This window comes from Glaciecola sp. G7-5 (genome assembly GCF_055808975.1).
This window is the reverse complement of record NZ_CM147892.1, coordinates 4,035,213-4,055,272: the sequence shown is the minus strand read 5'-3', so window position 1 is coordinate 4,055,272 and position 20,060 is coordinate 4,035,213. Positions and strand designations below refer to the sequence as shown.

18 protein-coding genes are annotated in these 20,060 nt (G+C 42.3%); 14 read left to right on the top strand and 4 right to left on the bottom strand.

Going from position 1 to position 20,060, the window contains the following annotated elements; genetic code table 11:
- Window positions 1-31 precede the first annotated feature (31 nt).
- A complete protein-coding gene (gene dsbB, locus AC0L6H_RS17835; RefSeq protein WP_473390572.1) occupies window positions 32-559 on the bottom strand; it encodes a disulfide bond formation protein DsbB in 528 nt (175 codons plus the stop codon).
- A gap of 471 nt (window positions 560-1,030) precedes the next feature.
- On the opposite strand from dsbB, the gene fadR reads away from it, so the two are divergent.
- Window positions 1,031-1,741: a fatty acid metabolism transcriptional regulator FadR gene (gene fadR, locus AC0L6H_RS17830; RefSeq protein ID WP_473390571.1), complete on the top strand. Its 711-nt coding sequence runs from the start codon at window positions 1,031-1,033 to the stop codon at window positions 1,739-1,741.
- A 112-nt stretch (window positions 1,742-1,853) separates the two neighbouring features.
- Window positions 1,854-3,914 (top strand): oxidoreductase, encoded by a 2,061-nt coding sequence (locus AC0L6H_RS17825; protein ID WP_473390569.1) that lies wholly within the window; start codon window positions 1,854-1,856, stop codon window positions 3,912-3,914.
- A 35-nt stretch (window positions 3,915-3,949) separates the two neighbouring features.
- Here the strand turns inward: AC0L6H_RS17825 and AC0L6H_RS17820 are convergent, their stop codons facing one another.
- Window positions 3,950-5,131 (bottom strand): retroviral-like aspartic protease family protein, encoded by a 1,182-nt coding sequence (locus tag AC0L6H_RS17820; protein ID WP_473390568.1) that lies wholly within the window; start codon window positions 5,129-5,131, stop codon window positions 3,950-3,952.
- A gap of 53 nt (window positions 5,132-5,184) precedes the next feature.
- On the bottom strand, window positions 5,185-5,661 hold the full coding sequence (locus AC0L6H_RS17815) for an acyl-CoA thioesterase (RefSeq protein WP_473390567.1): 477 nt from the start codon (window positions 5,659-5,661) through the stop codon (window positions 5,185-5,187).
- A gap of 113 nt (window positions 5,662-5,774) precedes the next feature.
- On the opposite strand from AC0L6H_RS17815, the gene AC0L6H_RS17810 reads away from it, so the two are divergent.
- From AC0L6H_RS17810 to AC0L6H_RS17785, 6 genes are all read left to right on the top strand, one after another.
- A complete protein-coding gene (locus AC0L6H_RS17810) occupies window positions 5,775-6,386 on the top strand; it encodes an elongation factor P hydroxylase (protein WP_473390566.1) in 612 nt (203 codons plus the stop codon).
- Window positions 6,383-7,525, top strand: coding sequence for an ATP-NAD kinase family protein (locus tag AC0L6H_RS17805; RefSeq protein ID WP_473390565.1), 1,143 nt, complete (start codon window positions 6,383-6,385; stop codon window positions 7,523-7,525). The genes AC0L6H_RS17810 and AC0L6H_RS17805 overlap by 4 nt, the downstream gene beginning before the upstream one ends.
- Before the next feature lie 15 nt (window positions 7,526-7,540).
- Window positions 7,541-7,867 carry a YfcL family protein gene (locus tag AC0L6H_RS17800; RefSeq protein ID WP_473390564.1) on the top strand — a complete coding sequence of 109 codons (327 nt, stop codon included), beginning with the start codon at window positions 7,541-7,543 and terminating at the stop codon, window positions 7,865-7,867.
- A 77-nt stretch (window positions 7,868-7,944) separates the two neighbouring features.
- Complete coding sequence (locus AC0L6H_RS17795; protein WP_473390562.1) at window positions 7,945-8,592, top strand: FlgO family outer membrane protein; 648 nt, start codon at window positions 7,945-7,947, stop codon at window positions 8,590-8,592.
- 3 nt (window positions 8,593-8,595) lie between these two features.
- Window positions 8,596-9,387, top strand: a complete 792-nt coding sequence (locus AC0L6H_RS17790) for a FlgO family outer membrane protein (RefSeq protein WP_473390561.1) — start codon at window positions 8,596-8,598, stop codon at window positions 9,385-9,387.
- A gap of 1 nt (window position 9,388) precedes the next feature.
- Window positions 9,389-10,210 (top strand): FlgO family outer membrane protein, encoded by an 822-nt coding sequence (locus tag AC0L6H_RS17785; RefSeq protein ID WP_473390560.1) that lies wholly within the window; start codon window positions 9,389-9,391, stop codon window positions 10,208-10,210.
- Window positions 10,211-10,220: 10 nt separating this feature from the next.
- Here the strand turns inward: AC0L6H_RS17785 and mnmC are convergent, their stop codons facing one another.
- Window positions 10,221-12,410 carry a bifunctional tRNA (5-methylaminomethyl-2-thiouridine)(34)-methyltransferase MnmC2/FAD-dependent 5-carboxymethylaminomethyl-2-thiouridine(34) oxidoreductase MnmC1 gene (mnmC, locus tag AC0L6H_RS17780; protein WP_473390559.1) on the bottom strand — a complete coding sequence of 730 codons (2,190 nt, stop codon included), beginning with the start codon at window positions 12,408-12,410 and terminating at the stop codon, window positions 10,221-10,223.
- Window positions 12,411-12,699: 289 nt separating this feature from the next.
- Between mnmC and fabB the strand changes: the two genes are divergently transcribed.
- The 6 genes from fabB (at window position 12,700) to AC0L6H_RS17750 (ending at window position 20,031) form a co-directional block, all read left to right on the top strand.
- Window positions 12,700-13,914 (top strand): beta-ketoacyl-ACP synthase I, encoded by a 1,215-nt coding sequence (fabB, locus tag AC0L6H_RS17775; protein ID WP_473390558.1) that lies wholly within the window; start codon window positions 12,700-12,702, stop codon window positions 13,912-13,914.
- Window positions 13,915-14,063: 149 nt separating this feature from the next.
- A complete protein-coding gene (locus AC0L6H_RS17770; protein ID WP_473390556.1) occupies window positions 14,064-14,813 on the top strand; it encodes a class II aldolase/adducin family protein in 750 nt (249 codons plus the stop codon).
- Window positions 14,814-14,867: 54 nt separating this feature from the next.
- Entirely contained in the window at window positions 14,868-16,103 is a 1,236-nt protein-coding gene (locus tag AC0L6H_RS17765; RefSeq protein WP_473390555.1) for a 4-phosphoerythronate dehydrogenase, read from the top strand.
- 20 nt (window positions 16,104-16,123) lie between these two features.
- Entirely contained in the window at window positions 16,124-17,140 is a 1,017-nt protein-coding gene (locus AC0L6H_RS17760) for an aspartate-semialdehyde dehydrogenase (protein ID WP_473390553.1), read from the top strand.
- A 72-nt stretch (window positions 17,141-17,212) separates the two neighbouring features.
- Window positions 17,213-18,214, top strand: coding sequence for a FimV/HubP family polar landmark protein (locus AC0L6H_RS17755; protein ID WP_473390552.1), 1,002 nt, complete (start codon window positions 17,213-17,215; stop codon window positions 18,212-18,214).
- Window positions 18,215-18,261: 47 nt separating this feature from the next.
- Entirely contained in the window at window positions 18,262-20,031 is a 1,770-nt protein-coding gene (locus AC0L6H_RS17750) for a FimV/HubP family polar landmark protein (RefSeq protein ID WP_473390551.1), read from the top strand.
- Window positions 20,032-20,060 lie beyond the last annotated feature (29 nt).

Below are 20,060 nucleotides of genomic sequence, written 5' to 3'. Positions count from 1 at the left end.
TCCGTTGTGAGCTAAGCTTACCTTGGGCTTGTTAGGTATTCTTGGTTTTGATGATGCCACACCAAACATTGGCCACTAATACAACAACAAGCACAGCGATATAAATGCTAAAAATGATCTGCATCCAACTAGCCATTCCCATACCAGCAAACTGCCAAGTATTATCATCACATTGACCGGTGGCAGCAAAAATCGCTGGCAGCCATTCATGCAGAGGCATAAATGCAGGAAAATTGGGAAAAATTTCACAAATATTGGCAAAAGGGTTCTCAGCAAAAATAACGTCTAAATGGGCTCTAGCAACAATCAGCCCTTCGATTGCACTGTAGGCCCATATCCCATAGGCAACAATGCGCGTAATGATATGGTTGTACAACAAAGGTAGGATGCCAGCTAATAGTAGACCAATCACAGCAGTTCGCTGATAAATACACTTTGTACAAGGCTGCAAATCCAATGCGTGCTGAAAATATAAAGCGCTTATCAATAGCCCAAAAGCTGAAAGAGCTAGTAAAGCCCAAGATATTCGCTGTTGGCTAAAATGATAAATAAATTGCATGTAGCTTGCCCTTATGAATATTGGTGTACCAATGTATTGTACCGATAAAAAAACGGATAAACAGCCGTTTTTTCAGCTTATCTTCTGAATCTATGAATAGGTTAATGTCCCATTGGCATTGCTGAACCTGGTATTTCGATATGATGATTTATTAGGTCAAAATCGTATAACAATTGCGTTGAATCGACGAGCCCGAAATACGTTGCCATTTGCCGTATGGTCATTAAGCTTCTTCATTAATGATTGAATACTGTCTGTGTATCGGAAGTTCAAACAAAATGTTTACTAATTAGACAGATAGAAATCCCTCAAGCTTGTCTAGCTGCGCTATTATCACAGGTGCTTGGGACAATTTACCGACTAAAGTAGCGTAAAAAAGTGTTAAAAGCGTATAAGCTAGTAATAATGCTTTTCTTGTGGAGTTCATCTGGTACAATCAGTTAATATAATTTTAACATTCTAGTTGTACGCATGATTTATAAATCCCAAAGTCCCGCAGGATTTGCTGAAGAGTATATTGTTGAATCGATATGGAGCGGTCGCTTTCCACCAGGTACGATACTACCAGCTGAACGCGAGTTATCTGAACTGATAGGCGTTACTCGCACAACATTACGTGAAGTTCTGCAGCGATTAGCGAGAGATGGCTGGCTCACTATTCAACATGGTAAACCGACGAAAATTAATAATTATTGGGAAACATGCGGACTAAATATACTTGAAACGCTCGCTCGTCTTGATCAAGATGGGCAACCAGAATTACTCGATAACCTACTTTCTGCTCGAACCAATCTTAGCGCCGTATTTATAAGGGCCGCATTTCGTCAATCTCCTGAAAAAAGCCGCGAAATTATTGAGCGTTATAAGGATGTAGAGCAAGATGGCAATGCCTTTTCACAGCATGATTATCAAATGCATCATGATTTAGCCTTTGCGTCTAATAATCCAGTATATGTCCTAATGATGAATGGGTTTAAGGGAATTTACGCGCGTGTCGGAGGATTCTTTTTCAATCACGAATGTGCGCGTAATATAGCCAAAGATTACTACGAACGACTACTTGAAGTGCTAGACAAAAATGAGCCTGATCGGGTGGTTTCAGTCGTACGTAAATATGGTGTCGAAAGCGGAAAAATTTGGCTGAAACTTCGTGAAGATGTACCCAAAAATTTAGTCGATTAAGGCATTATTGGTTCACCACCATATTATTAGTTCCCCTCGTATTATTCTAATGCGTAGATATCAATACTTCTTTTTTTACTTCTTTTCGGATTTTATTGAGGATTAAAGCAAAATGACAACAACTTCATCAACATCTGCTAGTTCGCCTAAAATAGATACGCCTTACGTTCACCTTTTCCGACCTTTGGATTTGGGCTTTACCCAATTAAAAAATCGTGTGGTTATGGGCTCGATGCATACCGGATTAGAAGAGTTACCGAACGGTCACGAGAGAATGGCGGCTTTTTTCTCTGAACGCGCAGCGGGCGGTGTCGGGCTGATTGTAACAGGTGGAATTGGTCCCAATGATGAAGGTGCTACGCATGATGTTACGTGTCGCTTAGATAGTGACCAAGCTGTCGAAAACCACAAGGTGGTCACTGATGCAGTGCATAAGGCCGGTAGCAAAATTTGTATGCAAATTTTGCACACAGGGCGTTACGCCTACAGCAAAAAATTAGTTGCCCCCTCAGCGATTCAAGCCCCTATTAACCCCTTCGTGCCTAAAGCCTTAGACGAAGAAGGCATTGCAAAACAAATTAATGACTTCATCTTTACGGCAAAACAAGCTCAGCGCGCTGGCTATGATGGTGTTGAGATAATGGGGTCTGAAGGATATTTTCTAAATCAGTTTATTGCTAGTCGCACTAACAAGCGTGATGATGAGTGGGGCGGAGAATACAAAAACCGGATTAAATTGCCGATTGAAGTTGTGAGGCGCGTGCGCGAGGCAGTTGGCGAGCACTTCATTATTATTTATCGGCTTTCAATGCTTGATTTAGTTGAAGGGGGCTCAAGTTATGATGAAGTCGTTGAACTTGGTCTTGAAATAGAGAAAGCTGGTGCAAGTATCATAAATACTGGTATTGGATGGCATGAAGCGCGAATTCCAACCATTGCAACCAAAGTTCCGCGAGCAGCTTTCACATGGGTAACGGCGAAATTCAGAAAAGCATTGAACATCCCAGTGATTACCTCTAATCGTATAAATACGCCTGAAGTAGCCGAAGAAGTGTTAGCTAGAGGGGACGCCGATATGGTGTCAATGGCACGCCCCTTTTTAGCTGATCCTGAATTTGTTAATAAAGCAAAGCACAATAAATCAAGCCAAATTAATACCTGTATCGGCTGTAATCAAGCGTGCTTGGATCATGTTTTTGAAGGAAAAATGACAAGCTGCTTGGTAAATCCTCGCGCATGCCATGAAACTGAATTGAATATTGTGGCAGCTGATAAAATTAAAAAGATCGCTGTGGTAGGCGCTGGGCCTGCAGGTTTAGCCGCCGCAAAAACCTGTGCTGAAAGAGGGCATAGTGTTACCTTATTTGATGCTGACAAAGAAATAGGCGGACAATTTAATATTGCCAAGCAAGTACCCGGTAAAGAGGAGTTTTACGAAACTATTCGTTACTTTTCGGTACAACTGGCATTGTTAGGCGTCAACATACAGTTGAACACGAAGGTAGACGCCGAGATGTTAAATCAGGGTGGCTTCGATGAGGTTATATTGGCAACCGGTATTAAGCCGCGTCAGGTTGATATTGAAGGTATCGACCATCCTAAAGTATTGTCCTACATTGACGTATTAAAATATAAAAAACCGGTTGGCAACAAAGTCGCGGTCATAGGCGCAGGCGGTATTGGTTTTGATACGAGTGAATTTTTATCTCATGGTGCTGTGTCGACCTCAACTAATATTCCCGCGTTTATGAAGGAATGGGGTATAGACATGAGTTTTGAGTCACGAGGTGGCGTTGAAGGTATGCAGCCATTGCCTGAACCCTCACCGCGACAGATTTACTTGTTACAACGTAAGACAACTAAGGTTGGTGCTGGCTTAGGCAAAACAACAGGGTGGGCGCATCGAGCCGGTTTAATGATGAAAGGCGTTAAACTCATAGCAGGCGTTACATATCGCCGCATCGATGATGAAGGTTTGCATATTGACGTTAACGGCGAAGCGCAAGTATTAGACGTCGACAATGTAATTATTTGTGCCGGCCAAGAACCTTTACGCGAGTTAAGTAATGGTTTGAATCTGCCTTATCATTTAATTGGCGGAGCCGATGTGGCGTCAGAACTTGATGCAAAGCGTGCCATCGATCAGGGTACAAGGCTCTGCGCAACGATATAAACCTAAGCAAACAAAAAACGTTGGTGTGAATGCTATCAGCGTTTTTTGTACATGCGCATCGTTTCACTCGTGGCGTCATAGCGTAAATCAAACTGACTCAACACATTCATGCCGAGTAGGCCATCATATTGACCAAGATTTTCACTAGGAAGGATAAGGACACTTGTGTTCAATAAGGTCTGTTGGCCCAAATCCATGCTTTTTACTTTATAAATTGGCGCTTCTATCGAACCTCCTGCTGTATTTACGTTGAATAGACCTAAAAATTCAACGTCATCGGGATCAATATCACTGAATTTTACATCACTTAAGGCGGTGGTTGATGCTCCCGTATCAACTAACAAACGCACTGAAGTATTTATTATACGAACTTTGCTAATAAATTGACCGCGTTGTTGGTGCAAGAGTACATCAGGGCGTCGCTGGGGGGATTCGTCAATTTCCTTGCTTTGCTCAGCCAATGACACCAAGGGCTCATCTACAACAGTGTTATTTAATCTAGCAGCAACATTGTCGCGCAGTCTCATAGAACGAATATCGTCACTAGGGAATGTAGCCAAGATATCTTCCATCAGACTAAACTGAGTTTGCATTCCATAAGCACGGGCAAGAGCCATTAAATATTGCCGGTTAGTCGGCGCTACTTGAACCAAGGGCTCTAAAAAGGCAGCCAACATATCCCAAGCTCCGTCCGCACTAAATTGTTGAATAATACGCGTGGTATTAACGGCGATTAGTTTTTCAATATCGTGGAGTTGTTCTTCAGAAAGGGGTTTAGACAATAGCCCATGATAATGCACCAATGCGGTATTCAGTGGCTTGTTGTGATAGTAGGCTTTTGCTTCGAGTATTATTGCGTTTGTATCTTGTGGGTAGCGCCGCAAATATTCACGTAGTTCAAATTCTAGTTTTTCAAACTCTTTGGCTTTTGCTAGGTTTTCTAGCCATTCATAATATTGTTGCTGTGATAATGTTGGGTCATCTATATTGGTGAATACTGGTGATCCACTAGGTCGAGTATTGGTTTCATCTTTGTCTGTTTTTAGACCTTGACCTTGCTTGTGCCATTCCTCACTGCTTGGTACTTCTCTTGTTTTTTGCGCTGAACTGCTTGGGGTATTGTTTGTTGGAGTAATACTATACCAAGTGTAAATAAAGAAAAAATTAGCGCCCAAAGACACAGAAAGTAAAATGCTTAGCCATTTTATTAACTTCACAACAACTGCACTCCCTTGGCGTAAATTTATTAGATACGAACAATCTACCTAGCTTAAGGCGATAAGGCAATGTTGCCATATACTTCTTTAAATATAGCAGGCATTTTTTTAGGTGCGCCACTAGATAAACTTACGCACACAAAATGTGTCGTTGCAGTAAAAATCGTCTTTGCAGAACCTGCGTGTATATATTGGAACTTGCGGCTTAAACGATATTTTTGATCACAATGGTTTATCCAAGTTGCACATAACAAGCTATCGTTAAGATGAGATGGCAAATGATAGTTTAATTCATGTTTAACTATCACCATCGCGCGGTCATGCGTTTGATAGTCTGAAAATCGCAAACCAATATCGGCAGAATGTTCCCATGCTAATTGTTCTAAACGCGCCAAATAGGCCAAGTTATTGGTATGCTGGTAATGATCAATGTGAGACGCATCTATCTCCCATGAGCGAACAAAAGGATTTGGATGTAACCACGCGTATTTTGGGTCGTCTGCAAATTTGCTTGTAATAATATCTGTCATCTAAAAATTCTGTAAATGAAGTGTATTCTAACGTGAGCTTCATCATAGCATCAGTTATAATCACTTCGCTGTAAATTAACCCTAAACTTTAGCTAAGAGATATACATTACTGAATGATTCATGCAAGTCAATCCACTTTTAATGACGCACAACTAACACCGCGCAATGATATAGATCTTCAATACCTATTTGCTCAGTGTTTTGGTGAAAAGTACAATACCCATTTACAAGGCCAAGCGCTTGAGCCTCTTTATGAGCCTTCAAGCGATGAAAACAGGCGCCATGTAATTTATTATCGTGATGATTACTTCTCAAGTGCCCTGCATGAAATTGCGCACTGGTGTATTGCCGGGCCTCAAAGACGCCAGCAAGTAGACTATGGTTATTGGTATTCTCCTGACGGCAGAAGTATAGAGGAGCAACACGCATTTGGGCTGGTTGAAATTAAACCTCAAGCGATCGAATGGGCCTTTTCGCTTGCGTGTGATATTCCTTTTCGAGTAAGCATTGACAATCTAAATGCACAAAGCAGTGCGTCGCACTCGGCCTTACTCAAACAAGAACAACATTTTAAGGGAAGGGTTTATCAGCAATTGCTTGATTATATTGTCCATGGCTTTCCAAGCCGAGCGGCACTTTTTGTAGATGCGCTTCATGTTTACTATGCGACCGATACCATTAGCATAAATGATAAACGCCTCGCTATCGGAAATACCTCTCTATGATTAGTAAACTCGGAAGACGCTTCAAATTGGGACTGATTGTTAATCCATATGCAGGTATTGGTGGTGCGCTTGCTTTAAAAGGCAGTGATGGTGCCGAGATTAGACAAAAAGCGCTAGCAAATGGTGCTAGACAACAGGCAATGGAAAAGTGCCACATCGCGCTGACACAGTGCATAGACTGTAAAGATGAGCTTATTGTATATACTGCTAGCGGTGACATGGGCGAAAATATCGCGAAAGACTTAGGATTTGAGGTCAAGCTTATTCATCAAACAAGTGAGCAAACCGAAGCTCACGACACGCACGACTTAGCCACAAAATTACTTACTGAAAAAGTTGATTTAATTCTTTTTGCCGGTGGTGATGGAACCGCTCGAAATGTATGCAGTAGCATCAATTTGGCCATTCCTGTGCTAGGGATACCTGCGGGCTGCAAGATTCATAGTGGTGTTTATGCGATTACGCCAAAAGCGGCAGGCCTTGTTCTATATAAAGTCATTAAGGGTGAGTTAGTTTCCTTGCATGAGGCCGAGGTAAGAGACATTGATGAGGCACTTTTTCGTGAGGGAAAAGTAATGTCTAAACACTTTGGCGAAATGAAGGTGCCAAGTGAACTTGCCTACATACAAGCGGTTAAAATGGGAGGTAAGGAGTCTGATGAACTACTCCTTGATGATATCAGTGATTACGTCATTGAAATAATGCAAGACCACCCAGATACTTTGTTTGCGATGGGATCAGGCAGTACGGTTGATGCCATTATGCAAAGGGCAGGTCTACCAAATACACTATTGGGTGTCGACCTTGTAAAAGACATGCAGCTTATTGCGAGCGATCTTAACGCCAGTGACCTTCTTAATTTAACCAACAATAAAGCAACAAAATTAGTGGCAACAGTCATTGGTGGTCAAGGGCATATTTTGGGCCGAGGGAATCAGCAGTTATCACCCGCTTTTATAAAGCAAATTACGAAACAGAACATACTCTTAGTTGCGACAAAAGCGAAATTACAACAACTCTCAGACAAAGGTTTGATTTCTGATTCAGGAGACAGTCAATTAGACGCTGATATGGCAGGGCCTATCTCGGTGATTACTGGCTACCGAGACCAGGTCTTATATTTTGTTCGCCAAAGCTAACAGAGGAGATAGATATTGACTGATAGCAATGAACTACGTAAAGGGTTTACCCAATACCTTGACGATATTGAAGCCAAGCTCGATAGTTATATCGATTCTAATAGCGAACATGAGTTATTTGTTGCTAGCTATATTCATGGTCACTTCTCAGTGGTTGCTGCTAAACTGATGCGAGCTTTGGCGGTGCCAGATAATGCCGGGCTAAGTCTTGAGCAATGGCAAATGCAAACACAACATATGCTCAAAACCTCTATTGACGAGGCAATCGCAAATCAAGAACTTAGTCCTCAAGATGCAAAGGATGTGCTTATAATGGTAAATAACTTATTTCTTAATCTGTAGGCCAAACTAAAAAATAGCGATGTTGGAATCAATTTTGCTTACCTGGTAACTATTATTAGTTATTTTAGGTTTTGCACATGAAAAATGTCGTTAACAGTGTTGGCACCATCGTACTTTGCATCATTTGCATCATTCTCATTTCTAGCTTATCTGGCTGCGCCAATTTGTTGTCACAAACCCCTGTTGTTAAACCTAAAGCGCCGCAAACGCTAGGTAATTCCGAACTTTATACCTTTCGCTTAGCACAAGAGCTTTTTTCAGGTATGCAAGCAGATCGTCAATACCGTTATGCAGTTGCAGGCTTTGTGCCTGTTACTTCTATGCAAATTAATTTAAATGAGCAAGGCCCACTAATGCTGCTAGGACATCAGTTAGAACAAGGCTTGATTACTGAAGCGGTAAGGCGGGGCTATGTTGCCCAAGACTACAAAGCAAGTAACTCTATTATTATGACAGATTCTTATGACAGGGCGCTTTCAAGGGATCTTGCGCATTTGTCGCAACTGCAAAATGTCGACTATTACATTACCGGTACTATAACGCCTCAGCAAAATGGCGCCATGGTGAATGCCCGCATTATTAATGTGCGTAACAAAGATGTGATCGCCGCCGCTACAAGCTTCTTCCCAGCAGATCTTTTTTGGGAAACTGAACAAATAACACTGCGCAACGGACAGTTATACCGCACTGAGAAGTCCAGCACACTATCAACAAATTTGGAGTAAGAAATGAAATTATGCACGCTATTTATACCACTAGTTTTGCTTGCCGGGTGCAGTTCTTTGCCGTCTGTTGAGCAACTATTTGCCTCATCTACGAATGAGCAAGATAGTGCTACTGACATGGGTGAGGCGAGTCATAATTCGCCAGCTCAAGCAAGAGGCATTGTTGATATCGATTCTAGTGCGCTGCCTTCTAGCTCAACTGATTTTACAGCACAAAGCGATGGCAGCGTGGATGCCTTTGGGTCAATTGTAAAGCCGCCCATCATGTCGTCTAGCCACGGTTCTTATAAAAGTATGCCGTTGACCAAACATATTGGTGATTATGTGCGCAATATGGCGCAAGACTTAGTTTCGAATATGGAATATGTGAGTGAGCGCACGCCGGTTGCCGTTACACACTTCTCCTTGATTGATAGTGACTTAAAGCAAACTAATTTACTTGGTCAGCAAATGGCTGAATCTTTTGCCCATGAATTTCATAAGTTCAGAATGCCGGTTGTTGAATTTAAGGCCACGCAATTTATTCGTGTTACCGATACTGGCGATTTCGTAATGTCTAGAGACTTTCTTGATCTTAAAAACACCACGCCTATTCAGTACGTTCTAACGGGCACTATGACTAAACATCAAGGTGGTTATATTGTGAATGCGCGGATGTTAGGCATGGAGTCAAATGTCATTGTCGCCAGTGCTCAATCCTTCGTGCCATTTTACATTGTGGATGCCTTGCTTCCTAGTGGTTCATCTAAGCAAAACGAAATTGTAGATGGCGTGCGCATTATAAGAGGTGAGTAAAATGACTTTATATGCATTGTGGCGAAATGGTCGCAAAATGAATGTTAGGTTTTTTAGCCTATGTGTAACGGTATTTGTACTAAGCGGCTGTGCTGCTGGAAAGATGTTTATGGCAGGATATCAGCCACCGCAGACTATTGCCGATTTGCTCAATGAACAATATGCATTAGCAGGCGAGATACCGCCGGGTGGCCTAGCCAATGGTGGCATTTCTGGTCAAGCGCACGACAAACAAAAACGCAGTAACGCGGCCATTGACCTCAGTTCCTATAAAGGGGATGTCACCACGCGCGATTCCCAGTCTGATTCATATGCACCTAGTCTTCCTATGGCCCCAGTTCAGCGTTTTATGCCGCGCTTTACCTATAAAAGCGTACAAGACTATGCTGGCCAGTTAGCAATGGATCTCGTTAAAAATGCAAACGGTTTAAATGCTCATGCAAGAATTGGCGTGACTTCTTTTGTAAAACTAGATTATAGCTTACAAAACACAACGATTTTAGGAAATCAAATGGCTGAATATTCGATTTCTGAGATTCAACAATTTGGCTTAAACGTTGTTGATTTTAAATTGATGCCAGCCATTAAAGTCAGTAGCAAAGGGGATTTGGCTTTTTCTCGAGACATCATGCAGCTTGCTAATAACAAAATTGTAAACCACGTCATGTCAGCAACGATGATTGAAAAAGCCGATGGTGTATTTATTAATGCTCGTATTATTGAATTAGGAAGTAATAGAGTTGTTTCAAGCGCAAGCATTTTGGTTCCGCGCTTTGTCGCTCAGCAAATACAGCCCCAATATGCAGCCTATGGGGCAGAGTAAGTTACCTCAATTATAAAGGCATGCGGCGAATAAGAGCACGAACCAAAAAGCGGTTTGTCTGCAGTGCATCAAGTAAATCCTTCGTTAATGGCATGGCCTCTCCAAGCATTTGACTCACCAATACCTCTGCCATCAGCGGGGCCGTCGTTAGGCCTCGTGAGCCCAATCCACCTAACACAAAAACGTTTTGATCATTACTGGGAACGGGATAATGCGTTGGTGGAAGCGCTTTATACAAATCAGCTAATTCATCAAATTGTAAAGCGTTTGGCATTGCGCCAACGACCGGCAAATGATCGGGAGATGAACAACGTATTGCAGCCCTTGCAAAATTTTCTCTCTGATCTTTTGCCTGAATAAGTGCAGGTTGCCAATTTGCTTTGTACATAGACTGTGTATGCATAGCGAAGTTAGCTTGCGTATCAATGTCACGTACATCACATTGCTCATCATTTTTGATGTAAGTTGAGCCCATGGCATGAAAGCCATCTACTGCTGGGGTGAAATAGCCTTTGTGACACAGTAAGGTGCGTAAATCAGAAAATCCGTATGGCTGCTCTTTTGCGTCTTTTGTGCTTAGCATTTCAACTTGGCCGCGTGTTAAGCGCAAGGGCACAGTATCTTTTGTAAATGATGCTAGAGAACTTCCTAAAGCGAGCACCAAAGACTTTGTTTCTTGTACATGCTCACTTGCAGCACCTTTTGCTTTAAGGTGAAGCCGGGTTTTATTACTGTCAATGCACTCGTATTTAAGTAACTGTGTCTCATTTTGTATAGCCAAAAGGCCCGATTCTTGAGCGATCGCTAAGCAACTTTTTACTAAACTCGGTGGTGCTATCCATCCTGCGTTTGGCATATGCAAACAAGTATAGGGAATATCTATATTCGCGATAGTCGACGCCTGCGCCGGGCTTATAATTTGTGCGACTGAATTTGGCCACAAGGCACTATCATGTAGTTTTTGCAAACGAGTTTGCGTATTGTCGTTAAATGCCACTTGCAGCGCACCGCACCACTCATGCTCAAAGGGCTGTTGCTTATTTAGCGCAGTGTAAAACGCGTGTGCGTATAAAAAGCTGTGTAGCTGAATTTGGCTTGCTGCATTATTTTGCGCATTTAGTTGCGGATAAAAACCGCCTATTGGGTTTCCTGATGCGCAATCACTCGGCATTTCTCCTTGCCAAATAAGCTTTACTAGTTTTTTACGTTGGGTGAGTTTAAGGGCTAACAATGCGCCGGCAATCCCGTTACCAACAATGGTGATTTCATCACCCTTATGATAAGAACTAAGGCTATTGCGTAAAAAATAGGGCGCCTGGTTTTTATCGAGCTTTTTACTGCGAGACGGTAGCTCATTATTTTGGCTATTAGTTAGCATATTTTGCGAATGTAAATCTGATAAGCGTGTTTGAAGGTCAAAAGTACCTACCAGCATTTCACGTTTACGTCCAAAGCCTTTACGTTTTTTGACCTCAAAGCCTACTGCTCGCAAGCCTCTTTTAACTGCACCCGCTGCCGTGAAGGTCGCAAAACTTGCGCCGTTTTTACTCAACTGCGCAAGTTCGCTATAGAGTTCAGTCGTCCACATACTATTGTTTTTACTAGGGGCAAAGCCATCTAAAAACCAGGCATCAATAAGACCTTGGGGGCTTTTTTGAATATTCGAAAATGATGTTGTGGCGTCGCCATAGTGAATGTCGAGTGTAATGGCCGCAGTCGTGTCATTACTGCTAACACAAAAATGGCGTCTATGAAGGCCGGCTAATGCAATCGGGTAATGAGCTAGCCACTCATCTAAAATAGTGCTTATTCCGCTGTCACTTGGGTTTAGAGGCGATAAGAAATCTTGGTCTTGCCATTGCTCAATGACGGCGCTAGCATCGGCTTTGTTCAGAGGGTGTTTTTCTGTGGAAATAAATACCAAGTTGATGAGCGGGTGAGAAGGGTGTTGCTGACGAAATAACGTAAACCATTGCACCGTTCTAAAGAAATTTAACCCCGTACCAAAGCCAGTTTCACCAATGCAAAAAGACGGCGTTTGATGCGCTAGCCATTTGTCCATTAGTTCATTACCAGCGATAAAGACATAGTCTGTTTCTTGAGCACCGTTTACTACAGAAAAATAAACATCACCATAATCTTGTGAGCTGGGTGTATTGTTTTCGTTAAGGGAGATATTAGCCGATGAAATTTTGATCAAGTTAGTGCCTGCGGTGGTTTAAAACGAAAAATAAAAGCAAAAAACTAAGTTTCAATGCCTTAAGAAGTAAAACCTCTGTTAAAAAAAGCGACTTTATGACACATTATATGCTAAAGAGCAGACCAGTTTTAAATCTAAACTCGGTAACATATAGCGATGTGTAATGAATCATGCGTGTCTTTGCACTCAAATGACACTATTTAAAACAAGCATTATAGTGCATGTCGATACAAATATCGTGAGCGCAAGATTAATTTAAAATAATAATTGATAATGACAAAGGTGAAAAATGAAACGAGCGGTAATTACTGGCTTAGGTATAGTATCAAGTATTGGCAACAATGCAGATGAAGTGCGAGAATCATTACGCCATGGTAAATCGGGTATTACGTTTTCCCAACAGTTTGCGGATGCGGGATTGCGCAGCCAAGTTTGGGGTGACGTAAAGATTGATCTTAAAGAAAAGATAGATCGAAAAGCACTCCGTTTCATGGGAGATGCGGCAAGTTATGCCTATCTGTCAATGCAACAAGCGATTGAAGATGCAGGACTTAGTGAAGAGCAATATTCAAATGAAGAAGTTGGTATTATTGCCGGCTCTGGTGGCGCTAGCTCTGAAAACCAAGTTAATTCAGCTGATATTATGCGCAGCAAAGGGGTCAAAAGAGTAGGTCCTTATATGGTTACCCGTTGTATGGGGAGCACTGTCTCGGCTTGCTTGGCAACGCCTTTTAAAATTAAAGGTGTGAACTATTCTATTTCCTCAGCGTGTGCAACGAGCGCCCATTGCATTGGCAATGCGCTTGAAATGATTCAATTAGGCAAGCAAAAAATGGTCTTTGCCGGCGGCGGTGAAGAGCTGCATTGGTCTTTGTCGGGCCAGTTTGACGCCATGGGCGCCTTGTCGACGAAGTATAACGATAATCCTTCTGTTGCTTCACGCACATACGACGCTAATCGAGATGGTTTTGTAAGTGCCGGTGGTGGTGGCATGGTGGTGGTCGAAGAGTTGGAGCATGCACTTGCTCGCGGCGCCAAGATTTATGCTGAGATCGTTGGCTATGGCGCAACATCTGATGGCTACGACATGGTTGCCCCAAGCGGTGAAGGTGCGATACGTTGTATGCGCCAAGCACTTAAAGATCTTGATGAGCCACTGGACTATCTAAATACCCACGGTACATCAACACCAGTGGGTGATGTAAAAGAGCTAGAAGCGATTCAAGCCTTATTTGGCGACAATTGCCCTGCGATTAGTGCAACTAAGTCACTTACCGGTCATTCCTTGGGTGCGGCAGGTGTGCATGAAGCCATATTCTCATTGCTCATGTTAGAAGGGGGCTTTATATGTCCATCAATAAATATTGATGAACTAGATGAAGCGGCAAAAGGGCTAAACATTATTACCAAGCCTACTGAAGCTACGCTAAACGTAGTAATGTCGAATAGTTTTGGTTTTGGTGGTACTAATGCAAGTTTAGTATTCAAGCGCTTTACAGCCTAAACATCATTTGATGTCGGTATAATTGAATAAAGGGTTGGCAGTTGCCAACCCTTTATGATTTTATATAAGGTCAAATTCTTTAATGTAGCTGCTTATACAACGCCACTATTGAGCTTATTCAGCCTACAACATTTACTAGGGATTATCTTATGGATATAAAGTCACAAGTTTCAGAACAAGAATGGCAAGCTCGAGTAGATTTGGCGGCTTGTTATAGGATGGTTGCTCATTATGGATGGGATGATTTAGTCTTTACGCATATATCAGCAAGAGTGCCAGGCCCCGAACATCACTTTCTTATCAATCCTTATGGCATGTTGTTCGAGGAAATTAGCGCATCTAGTCTGGTAAAAGTTGATTTGCAGGGCAACAAGGTGATGGAGAGTGAATACGATATTAACCCTGCGGGCTTTGTTATTCATAGCGCAGTTCATGAAGCGCGGGAAGATGCTCAATGTGTGATGCATTTGCATACAACACAAGGTGTTGCTGTTTCAGTTCAAGAAGCCGGATTACGTCCTTATTCGCAGCAATCTTTGTTTCCATTAGCCTCGCTAAGTTACCATGACTACGAAGGTGTCGCCCTAAACCCAGAAGAGAAAGTTAGATTGGTCGCTGACTTAGGTAAGACTAATTTTATGATCCTTAGAAATCATGGGCTTTTGACTTGTGCAGACAGCATCGCCGATACTTTTTTGGCCATGTTTATACTGCAAAGAGCGTGTGAAATTCAATTGTTAGCACAAGCTAGCGGCGAACCCTTAGTAAGCATTAGCAATGATATTTTGGCGGGAATACGAGCGCAAGCATCACAGGTCACAAAAGCCGCCGGCGGAAAAATAGCATGGCCAGGCATATTACGTAAACTTGACAGAATGTGTCCAGATTACAAACTTTAAAAGGCCTAAATGCATGTTATGCATTCAGCATATTATAAACCTTATTAGGTATTAATGAACATTTTAGCTGACCAAGCCATGCCCTATTGGGAAGAATGTTTTCGCCCCTTGGGTAGGGTGAAAACCTTTTCTGCTGGCGCATTAAACGAAAAAGACAGAAGTACTGAATTAGATGCTCAAATAGCAGCTTATTTACCCGAAGTCGACTGCTTACTGGTTAGGTCTACAACTAAGGTTGATGACGCTTTATTAGCAAAAATGCCGAATGTAAAATTTATCGCGACAGCGACTGCAGGCTATGACCATTTTGATATCCAGGCCTTGGAGGCACGTAATATTAGTTGGTATGCCGCTGGGGGATGCAATGCCCAGGCCGTTGCCCAATATGTGGTATGCGCTTTACTGCATTTAGCACAGCAAGATGAATTTTTAATTGTGAATAAACGCGTTGGTATCGTTGGCCATGGTAATGTGGGAAGCCACGTGGCAAAAGCGGTACGCGCCCTGGGGGCAGAAGTACTCATTTATGATCCTCCCCAACAAGCAGCCTTGCAAACGAAAAGCACAATTTCGTATGCTGAGTTTGCTGAAATCTTACAAGCTGATATTATTTGTGTTCATGCACCACTCAATAGCCATAAAGACTTTCCTTCTTACCATCTTTTTGACGAACAAGTCCTTGCTGGCTTGAATAGTGAGCAGTATATTATTAATGCAGGAAGAGGTGAGGTAATTGATAACCTGGCTTTACTTGCACAATTTAAAGCTGATGAGAAACAAAATCGTAACAGCGTAAATGTGGTGCTTGATGTATGGGAAAACGAACCGCATATCAATACATCATTAATACCTCACTTACGTTTAGCGAGTGCGCATATTGCGGGTCACACCTTAGATGGGAAAGCACGTGGGACCGTAATGTTATATGAGCAATTGTGTAAGCGCGAAGGGCTAGCACAGAGCTTGAATCTACAAGCTTTATTGCCGGCACCTGATATACAGCTTACAGCAGAAATTGACGAGGCTATCGTTGCTATAAATCCTAACAATCCTGAAGATGTACAAGCACTTTGTAGAAAACTTTGCCATTTAGTCTATGATATAAAAAATGATGATAGAGTTTTCCGCCGTCACATGGCACAATTCACCTCGTTTGCTAAACTAAGGCAAGAATACCCAATTCGTAGAGAATTCAGTGCGTTAACACTTAATGCCACTCATACTAAAATCAACGAATTACTGCATGGGATTGGGTTTATCATTTCTAACGACAGCACAACACTACAATAGACAAAATAGGATGATAAAAGATGTCTCAAGCTTATAATGTTGCAATATTAGGTGCAACAGGTCTGGTTGGTCAGACAATGATGGATATACTCGCTGAGCGAGATTTTCCAATTGATACGTTATACCCGCTTGCGAGCGCACGCTCTGCTGGTGGAGAAATCGATTTTAAGGGTAAAAAAATCACTGTACTTGATGCTGATGAATTTGATTGGTCGCAAGTCCACATTGGTTTTTTCTCTGCAGGCGGTTCTGTTTCAGAAAAATATGCCCCAATCGCGGCCGAGGCTGGCTGTGTGGTAATTGATAACACCTCCCAATACCGATACGAACCTGACATCCCGCTAGTCGTGCCTGAAGTGAATCCTCAAGCATTAGCTGATTTTAGAAACCGCAATATCATTGCAAACCCTAACTGCTCGACTATTCAAATGGTGGTTGCGCTTAAACCTATTTATGATGCTGTTGGTATTGACCGTATCAATGTGTGTACCTATCAATCAGTTTCTGGCGCGGGTAAAAGCGCTATGGAAGGACTGGCTCGTCAAACCGCCGAGTTGTTGAATGCAAAACCTGTCACAGGGGATGAGTTTTCAAGACAAATCGCGTTTAACGCTATTCCACAAATAGATGTCTTTATGGATAACGATTACACCAAAGAAGAAATGAAAATGGTGTGGGAAACGCGTAAAATCTTAGGCGATGATGATATTTTAGTTAATCCAACTGCTGTTAGAGTGCCGGTATTCTATGGCCACGGTGAATCCATTCATATTGAAACGAGGCAACAAACCGATGCGGAGCATGTTAAGTCGTTGTTGGAACAGGCGCCTGGTATTAAGCTTTATCAAAAAAGAGAAGAGTTCCCGACCCAAGTTAGCTCGGCTAGCGGCAATGATGCCGTACATGTGGGAAGAGTAAGAAATGATATTTCTCATCCTCATGGAATTAATATGTGGGTGGTTTCTGATAACATTCGTAAAGGGGCTGCGACCAACAGCGTGCAAATTGCTGAGGTATTAATCCGAGATTATTTATAAATAAATTAGTTCATTGGCCGATACATTAAGGAATTTTAGAATTTTCACTAGGGCGACATCGACTTGATATATATGGGTAATGTTAAAAAGCTGTTTGGTATAGATGTGACTAAACTGCACGCAAGCATGCTTGCTGTGGCGTTTTTGATCGCTTTATTAATGTTATGCATACCCCAAGTGAATGCGCAAAGTAGCCAGATTCAGGGCGCGCGCGACAACGCGCAGGTCTATTCTGGTGTGGTGTATGGGCCAATAGATGCCGGTGACACATTGTGGCAAATTGCAAGTCGCTACAAGAAAGACGAAAGATTTACCGTTTATCAAACTATGTTGGCCATTTATGAGTTAAACCCTCAAGCCTTCGATAACGGTAATTTTAATACCATGGTAAATGGCGCAACACTTCAGTTGCCCAGCGATAGATTTATTGCCCGAATCGATCCCGCGCGTGCACGAGCAAAGGCAGATGCTGACGAACGTGCTATGGGGATTGGAACTACGCCAACCGGCGGTGAGCTCACAAGCGATGCTACGGCGTCAAGCAGCGATAATTTGAAGCCAGAAGTGGCCCTCGTTAATCAAGACGACCTATCGAAAACATCGAGCGAGCTACAAACTCAACTCAATGGTTTGCGAGACCAGCAACAGCAACAGTTTTTACAGCTTAAAAATCAGGTTGCCGCGTCAATAAATTCAGTCCAAAGCCTTCTTGAGGAAAATAAGAAACTCGGTGATAAGCTTCTCCAAATTGACGAAAATAACCGCAACCTGACCCAGAAAGTTGAGGTTGAATTACAAACCCAAATTGATCAACAAGTTGCACAACTTAACGAACTAATTACCTTGGTCAAAGACGCCGAGCAAAGGCGTGTAGAAAAAGAATCGGAGTCTATTCTTAGTATCTTAAGTTCTCCCATTGCGCTAGTGATTATCATGTCTGTAGTGACTTTGTTACTAATTGTCGGGTTGGCGATATTTCTGCTAAGAAAGCCAGCAGGACAGGCTCAGCCACAGCCACAAGCGCAAACAAGCGAGCTCCCCCAGTTTCTAAAGATATTGTTGACGACGAACTAGTCATTGGCGAAGTCAATGATGAGCTTGATCAAGACTCCGAAGACTTAATGGCAGCGCTATCTGGTGACGACAAGGTTGATGATGACGATATCCTCTCAGATGCCCTAGAAGATGATGATTTGGTAAATGCGTTAACAGATGCGGAAATGGATTCTGAACTAGAAAGCATAGATGACATGTTGGTTCCAGATTCACCTACTGAAGTCTCGGATATTCACGTTGGGAAAAATAAAGAAAATGAAGATTTTGACCTTGATGACGATGCTATATCGCTCGTTGATGATGATGGCATTTCGCTAGATGATGAAGAAGGTATAACTCTTGATGACGATGACTCACTTTTAGACTTATCGGACTTAGATGACGAATTAGAACCAGACAGTGAAGAAAGTACTGCACCCGTCAGCAAACCCACTAGCCCGAGTGTGGCAAAAGCGAACGCGATACGTGAAGAAGACGATTCTTCGGGCCTTCCAACGGGTATCGATTTAGACGAAAATGGTGAAATTGACGAAAATACTATTGGTCAAATCGAAAACCAGATTGTTAAGAAAGATGAAACCATTAGTCGAATGGCCGACGAAATTCTAAACGAATTAGATAGTGGCGCAAATGGAATCGCTAAGAGTGACCAGAAAGATGGACAAATAGAGAGCTCGATTGAACGCGCTCAGTCATCACAAAAAGCTAGTGATATGAGTGCTGATGAATCCGGCTCCTCAGATAGCGCTGAAGAATTGAATGCAATGCTAGATTCCATTGGAGACGACGATGCTTTAGACAAACTTCTTGACCTAGATATGGGTTTAGAAAACGATCAAGTATCAACTCTCGCTGATGAGCTATTGAACGAGCTGGAAAGCGAAAGTGACGAATCTGACGAACTTGATAACTTGCTTAGTGAGTTGGACGATACTAAAGACGATTTTGATGATGATATTACTGACGTAACAGATTTCATTGCTCATACAAAGTCACAATCGACATCGACACAAGATAGAGCGACTAGCGCAATTCGTGATACAGATGACTTGTTAGATGATATTCCTAGTTTCACCCTTGATGGTAGCGGTGATGAAGATGATGACCTTGACAAGCTTGACATGGGTTTTGTTGAGAGTGATTATGCACCTAAAGATGAACTTAATCTCAAAGACAGTAGTGAACAAGAAGACGATACGCTCGACTTGTTAGATGATTCTGATGACGATGTGTTAGCAGGCTTGCAAGGTCTAGATAATTGGCTCGATGAAGAAGAGTCTAGTAAGGCCCCAGCAGATGAAACGAATAATGCTACAGAGCCCTCTGCACTTGCCTTAGATGATGAAATCATGAAAGGTTTGGATGACGCCAATTTTGAAGATATGTTGAACGATTTCGCGATAAAAGACGATGACGCCGCCGCGCCCAAATTGGTCGCTAAAGAAAAAGACACATTAAAAGACGCCGGTCTAGATTTAGAAGCACTAATGACAGATACCTCTCCAAGCGAAACAAAAGACACTAATGGTTTTGATTTCCTAGACGTTGATGATCTTTTGGATGAGAGTGAAGCGGCAGCAAAAGTCAGCGACGTTGATATAGAACTCAATCTTGATGACGCATTGGACCAAGATATCCCTAATCAACATAGGATAGTGGCCGATGCTGCGTCGGATGTTGAATCGGACCAAGCAAGTAATTTAGACTTAGCGCTCGTTTATTTAGATATGGAAGACTTTGACGCCGCTAAAGAGTTATTAGATGAAGTTGTGCGTCTAGGCAGCAATGAACAACAGGAAGAGGCAAGTGAACTTTTAGGTAAGATTGCGCCTTAACAAATAGTATACGGCGCAATTTCATAGGG

Bases quoted from the DNA above. Each gene is read 5' to 3' on its own strand.
- dsbB (WP_473390572.1), bottom strand. From the start codon at position 559: ATGCAATTTATTTATCATTTTAGCCAACAGCGAATATCTTGGGCTTTA.
- fadR (WP_473390571.1), top strand. From the start codon at position 1,031: ATGATTTATAAATCCCAAAGTCCCGCAGGATTTGCTGAAGAGTATATT.
- AC0L6H_RS17825 (WP_473390569.1), top strand. From the start codon at position 1,854: ATGACAACAACTTCATCAACATCTGCTAGTTCGCCTAAAATAGATACG.
- AC0L6H_RS17815 (WP_473390567.1), bottom strand. From the start codon at position 5,661: ATGACAGATATTATTACAAGCAAATTTGCAGACGACCCAAAATACGCG.
- AC0L6H_RS17810 (WP_473390566.1), top strand. From the start codon at position 5,775: ATGATTCATGCAAGTCAATCCACTTTTAATGACGCACAACTAACACCG.
- AC0L6H_RS17805 (WP_473390565.1), top strand. From the start codon at position 6,383: ATGATTAGTAAACTCGGAAGACGCTTCAAATTGGGACTGATTGTTAAT.
- AC0L6H_RS17795 (WP_473390562.1), top strand. From the start codon at position 7,945: ATGAAAAATGTCGTTAACAGTGTTGGCACCATCGTACTTTGCATCATT.
- AC0L6H_RS17790 (WP_473390561.1), top strand. From the start codon at position 8,596: ATGAAATTATGCACGCTATTTATACCACTAGTTTTGCTTGCCGGGTGC.
- AC0L6H_RS17785 (WP_473390560.1), top strand. From the start codon at position 9,389: ATGACTTTATATGCATTGTGGCGAAATGGTCGCAAAATGAATGTTAGG.
- fabB (WP_473390558.1), top strand. From the start codon at position 12,700: ATGAAACGAGCGGTAATTACTGGCTTAGGTATAGTATCAAGTATTGGC.
- AC0L6H_RS17770 (WP_473390556.1), top strand. From the start codon at position 14,064: ATGGATATAAAGTCACAAGTTTCAGAACAAGAATGGCAAGCTCGAGTA.
- AC0L6H_RS17765 (WP_473390555.1), top strand. From the start codon at position 14,868: ATGAACATTTTAGCTGACCAAGCCATGCCCTATTGGGAAGAATGTTTT.
- AC0L6H_RS17760 (WP_473390553.1), top strand. From the start codon at position 16,124: ATGTCTCAAGCTTATAATGTTGCAATATTAGGTGCAACAGGTCTGGTT.
- AC0L6H_RS17755 (WP_473390552.1), top strand. From the start codon at position 17,213: ATGGGTAATGTTAAAAAGCTGTTTGGTATAGATGTGACTAAACTGCAC.
- AC0L6H_RS17750 (WP_473390551.1), top strand. From the start codon at position 18,262: ATGGCAGCGCTATCTGGTGACGACAAGGTTGATGATGACGATATCCTC.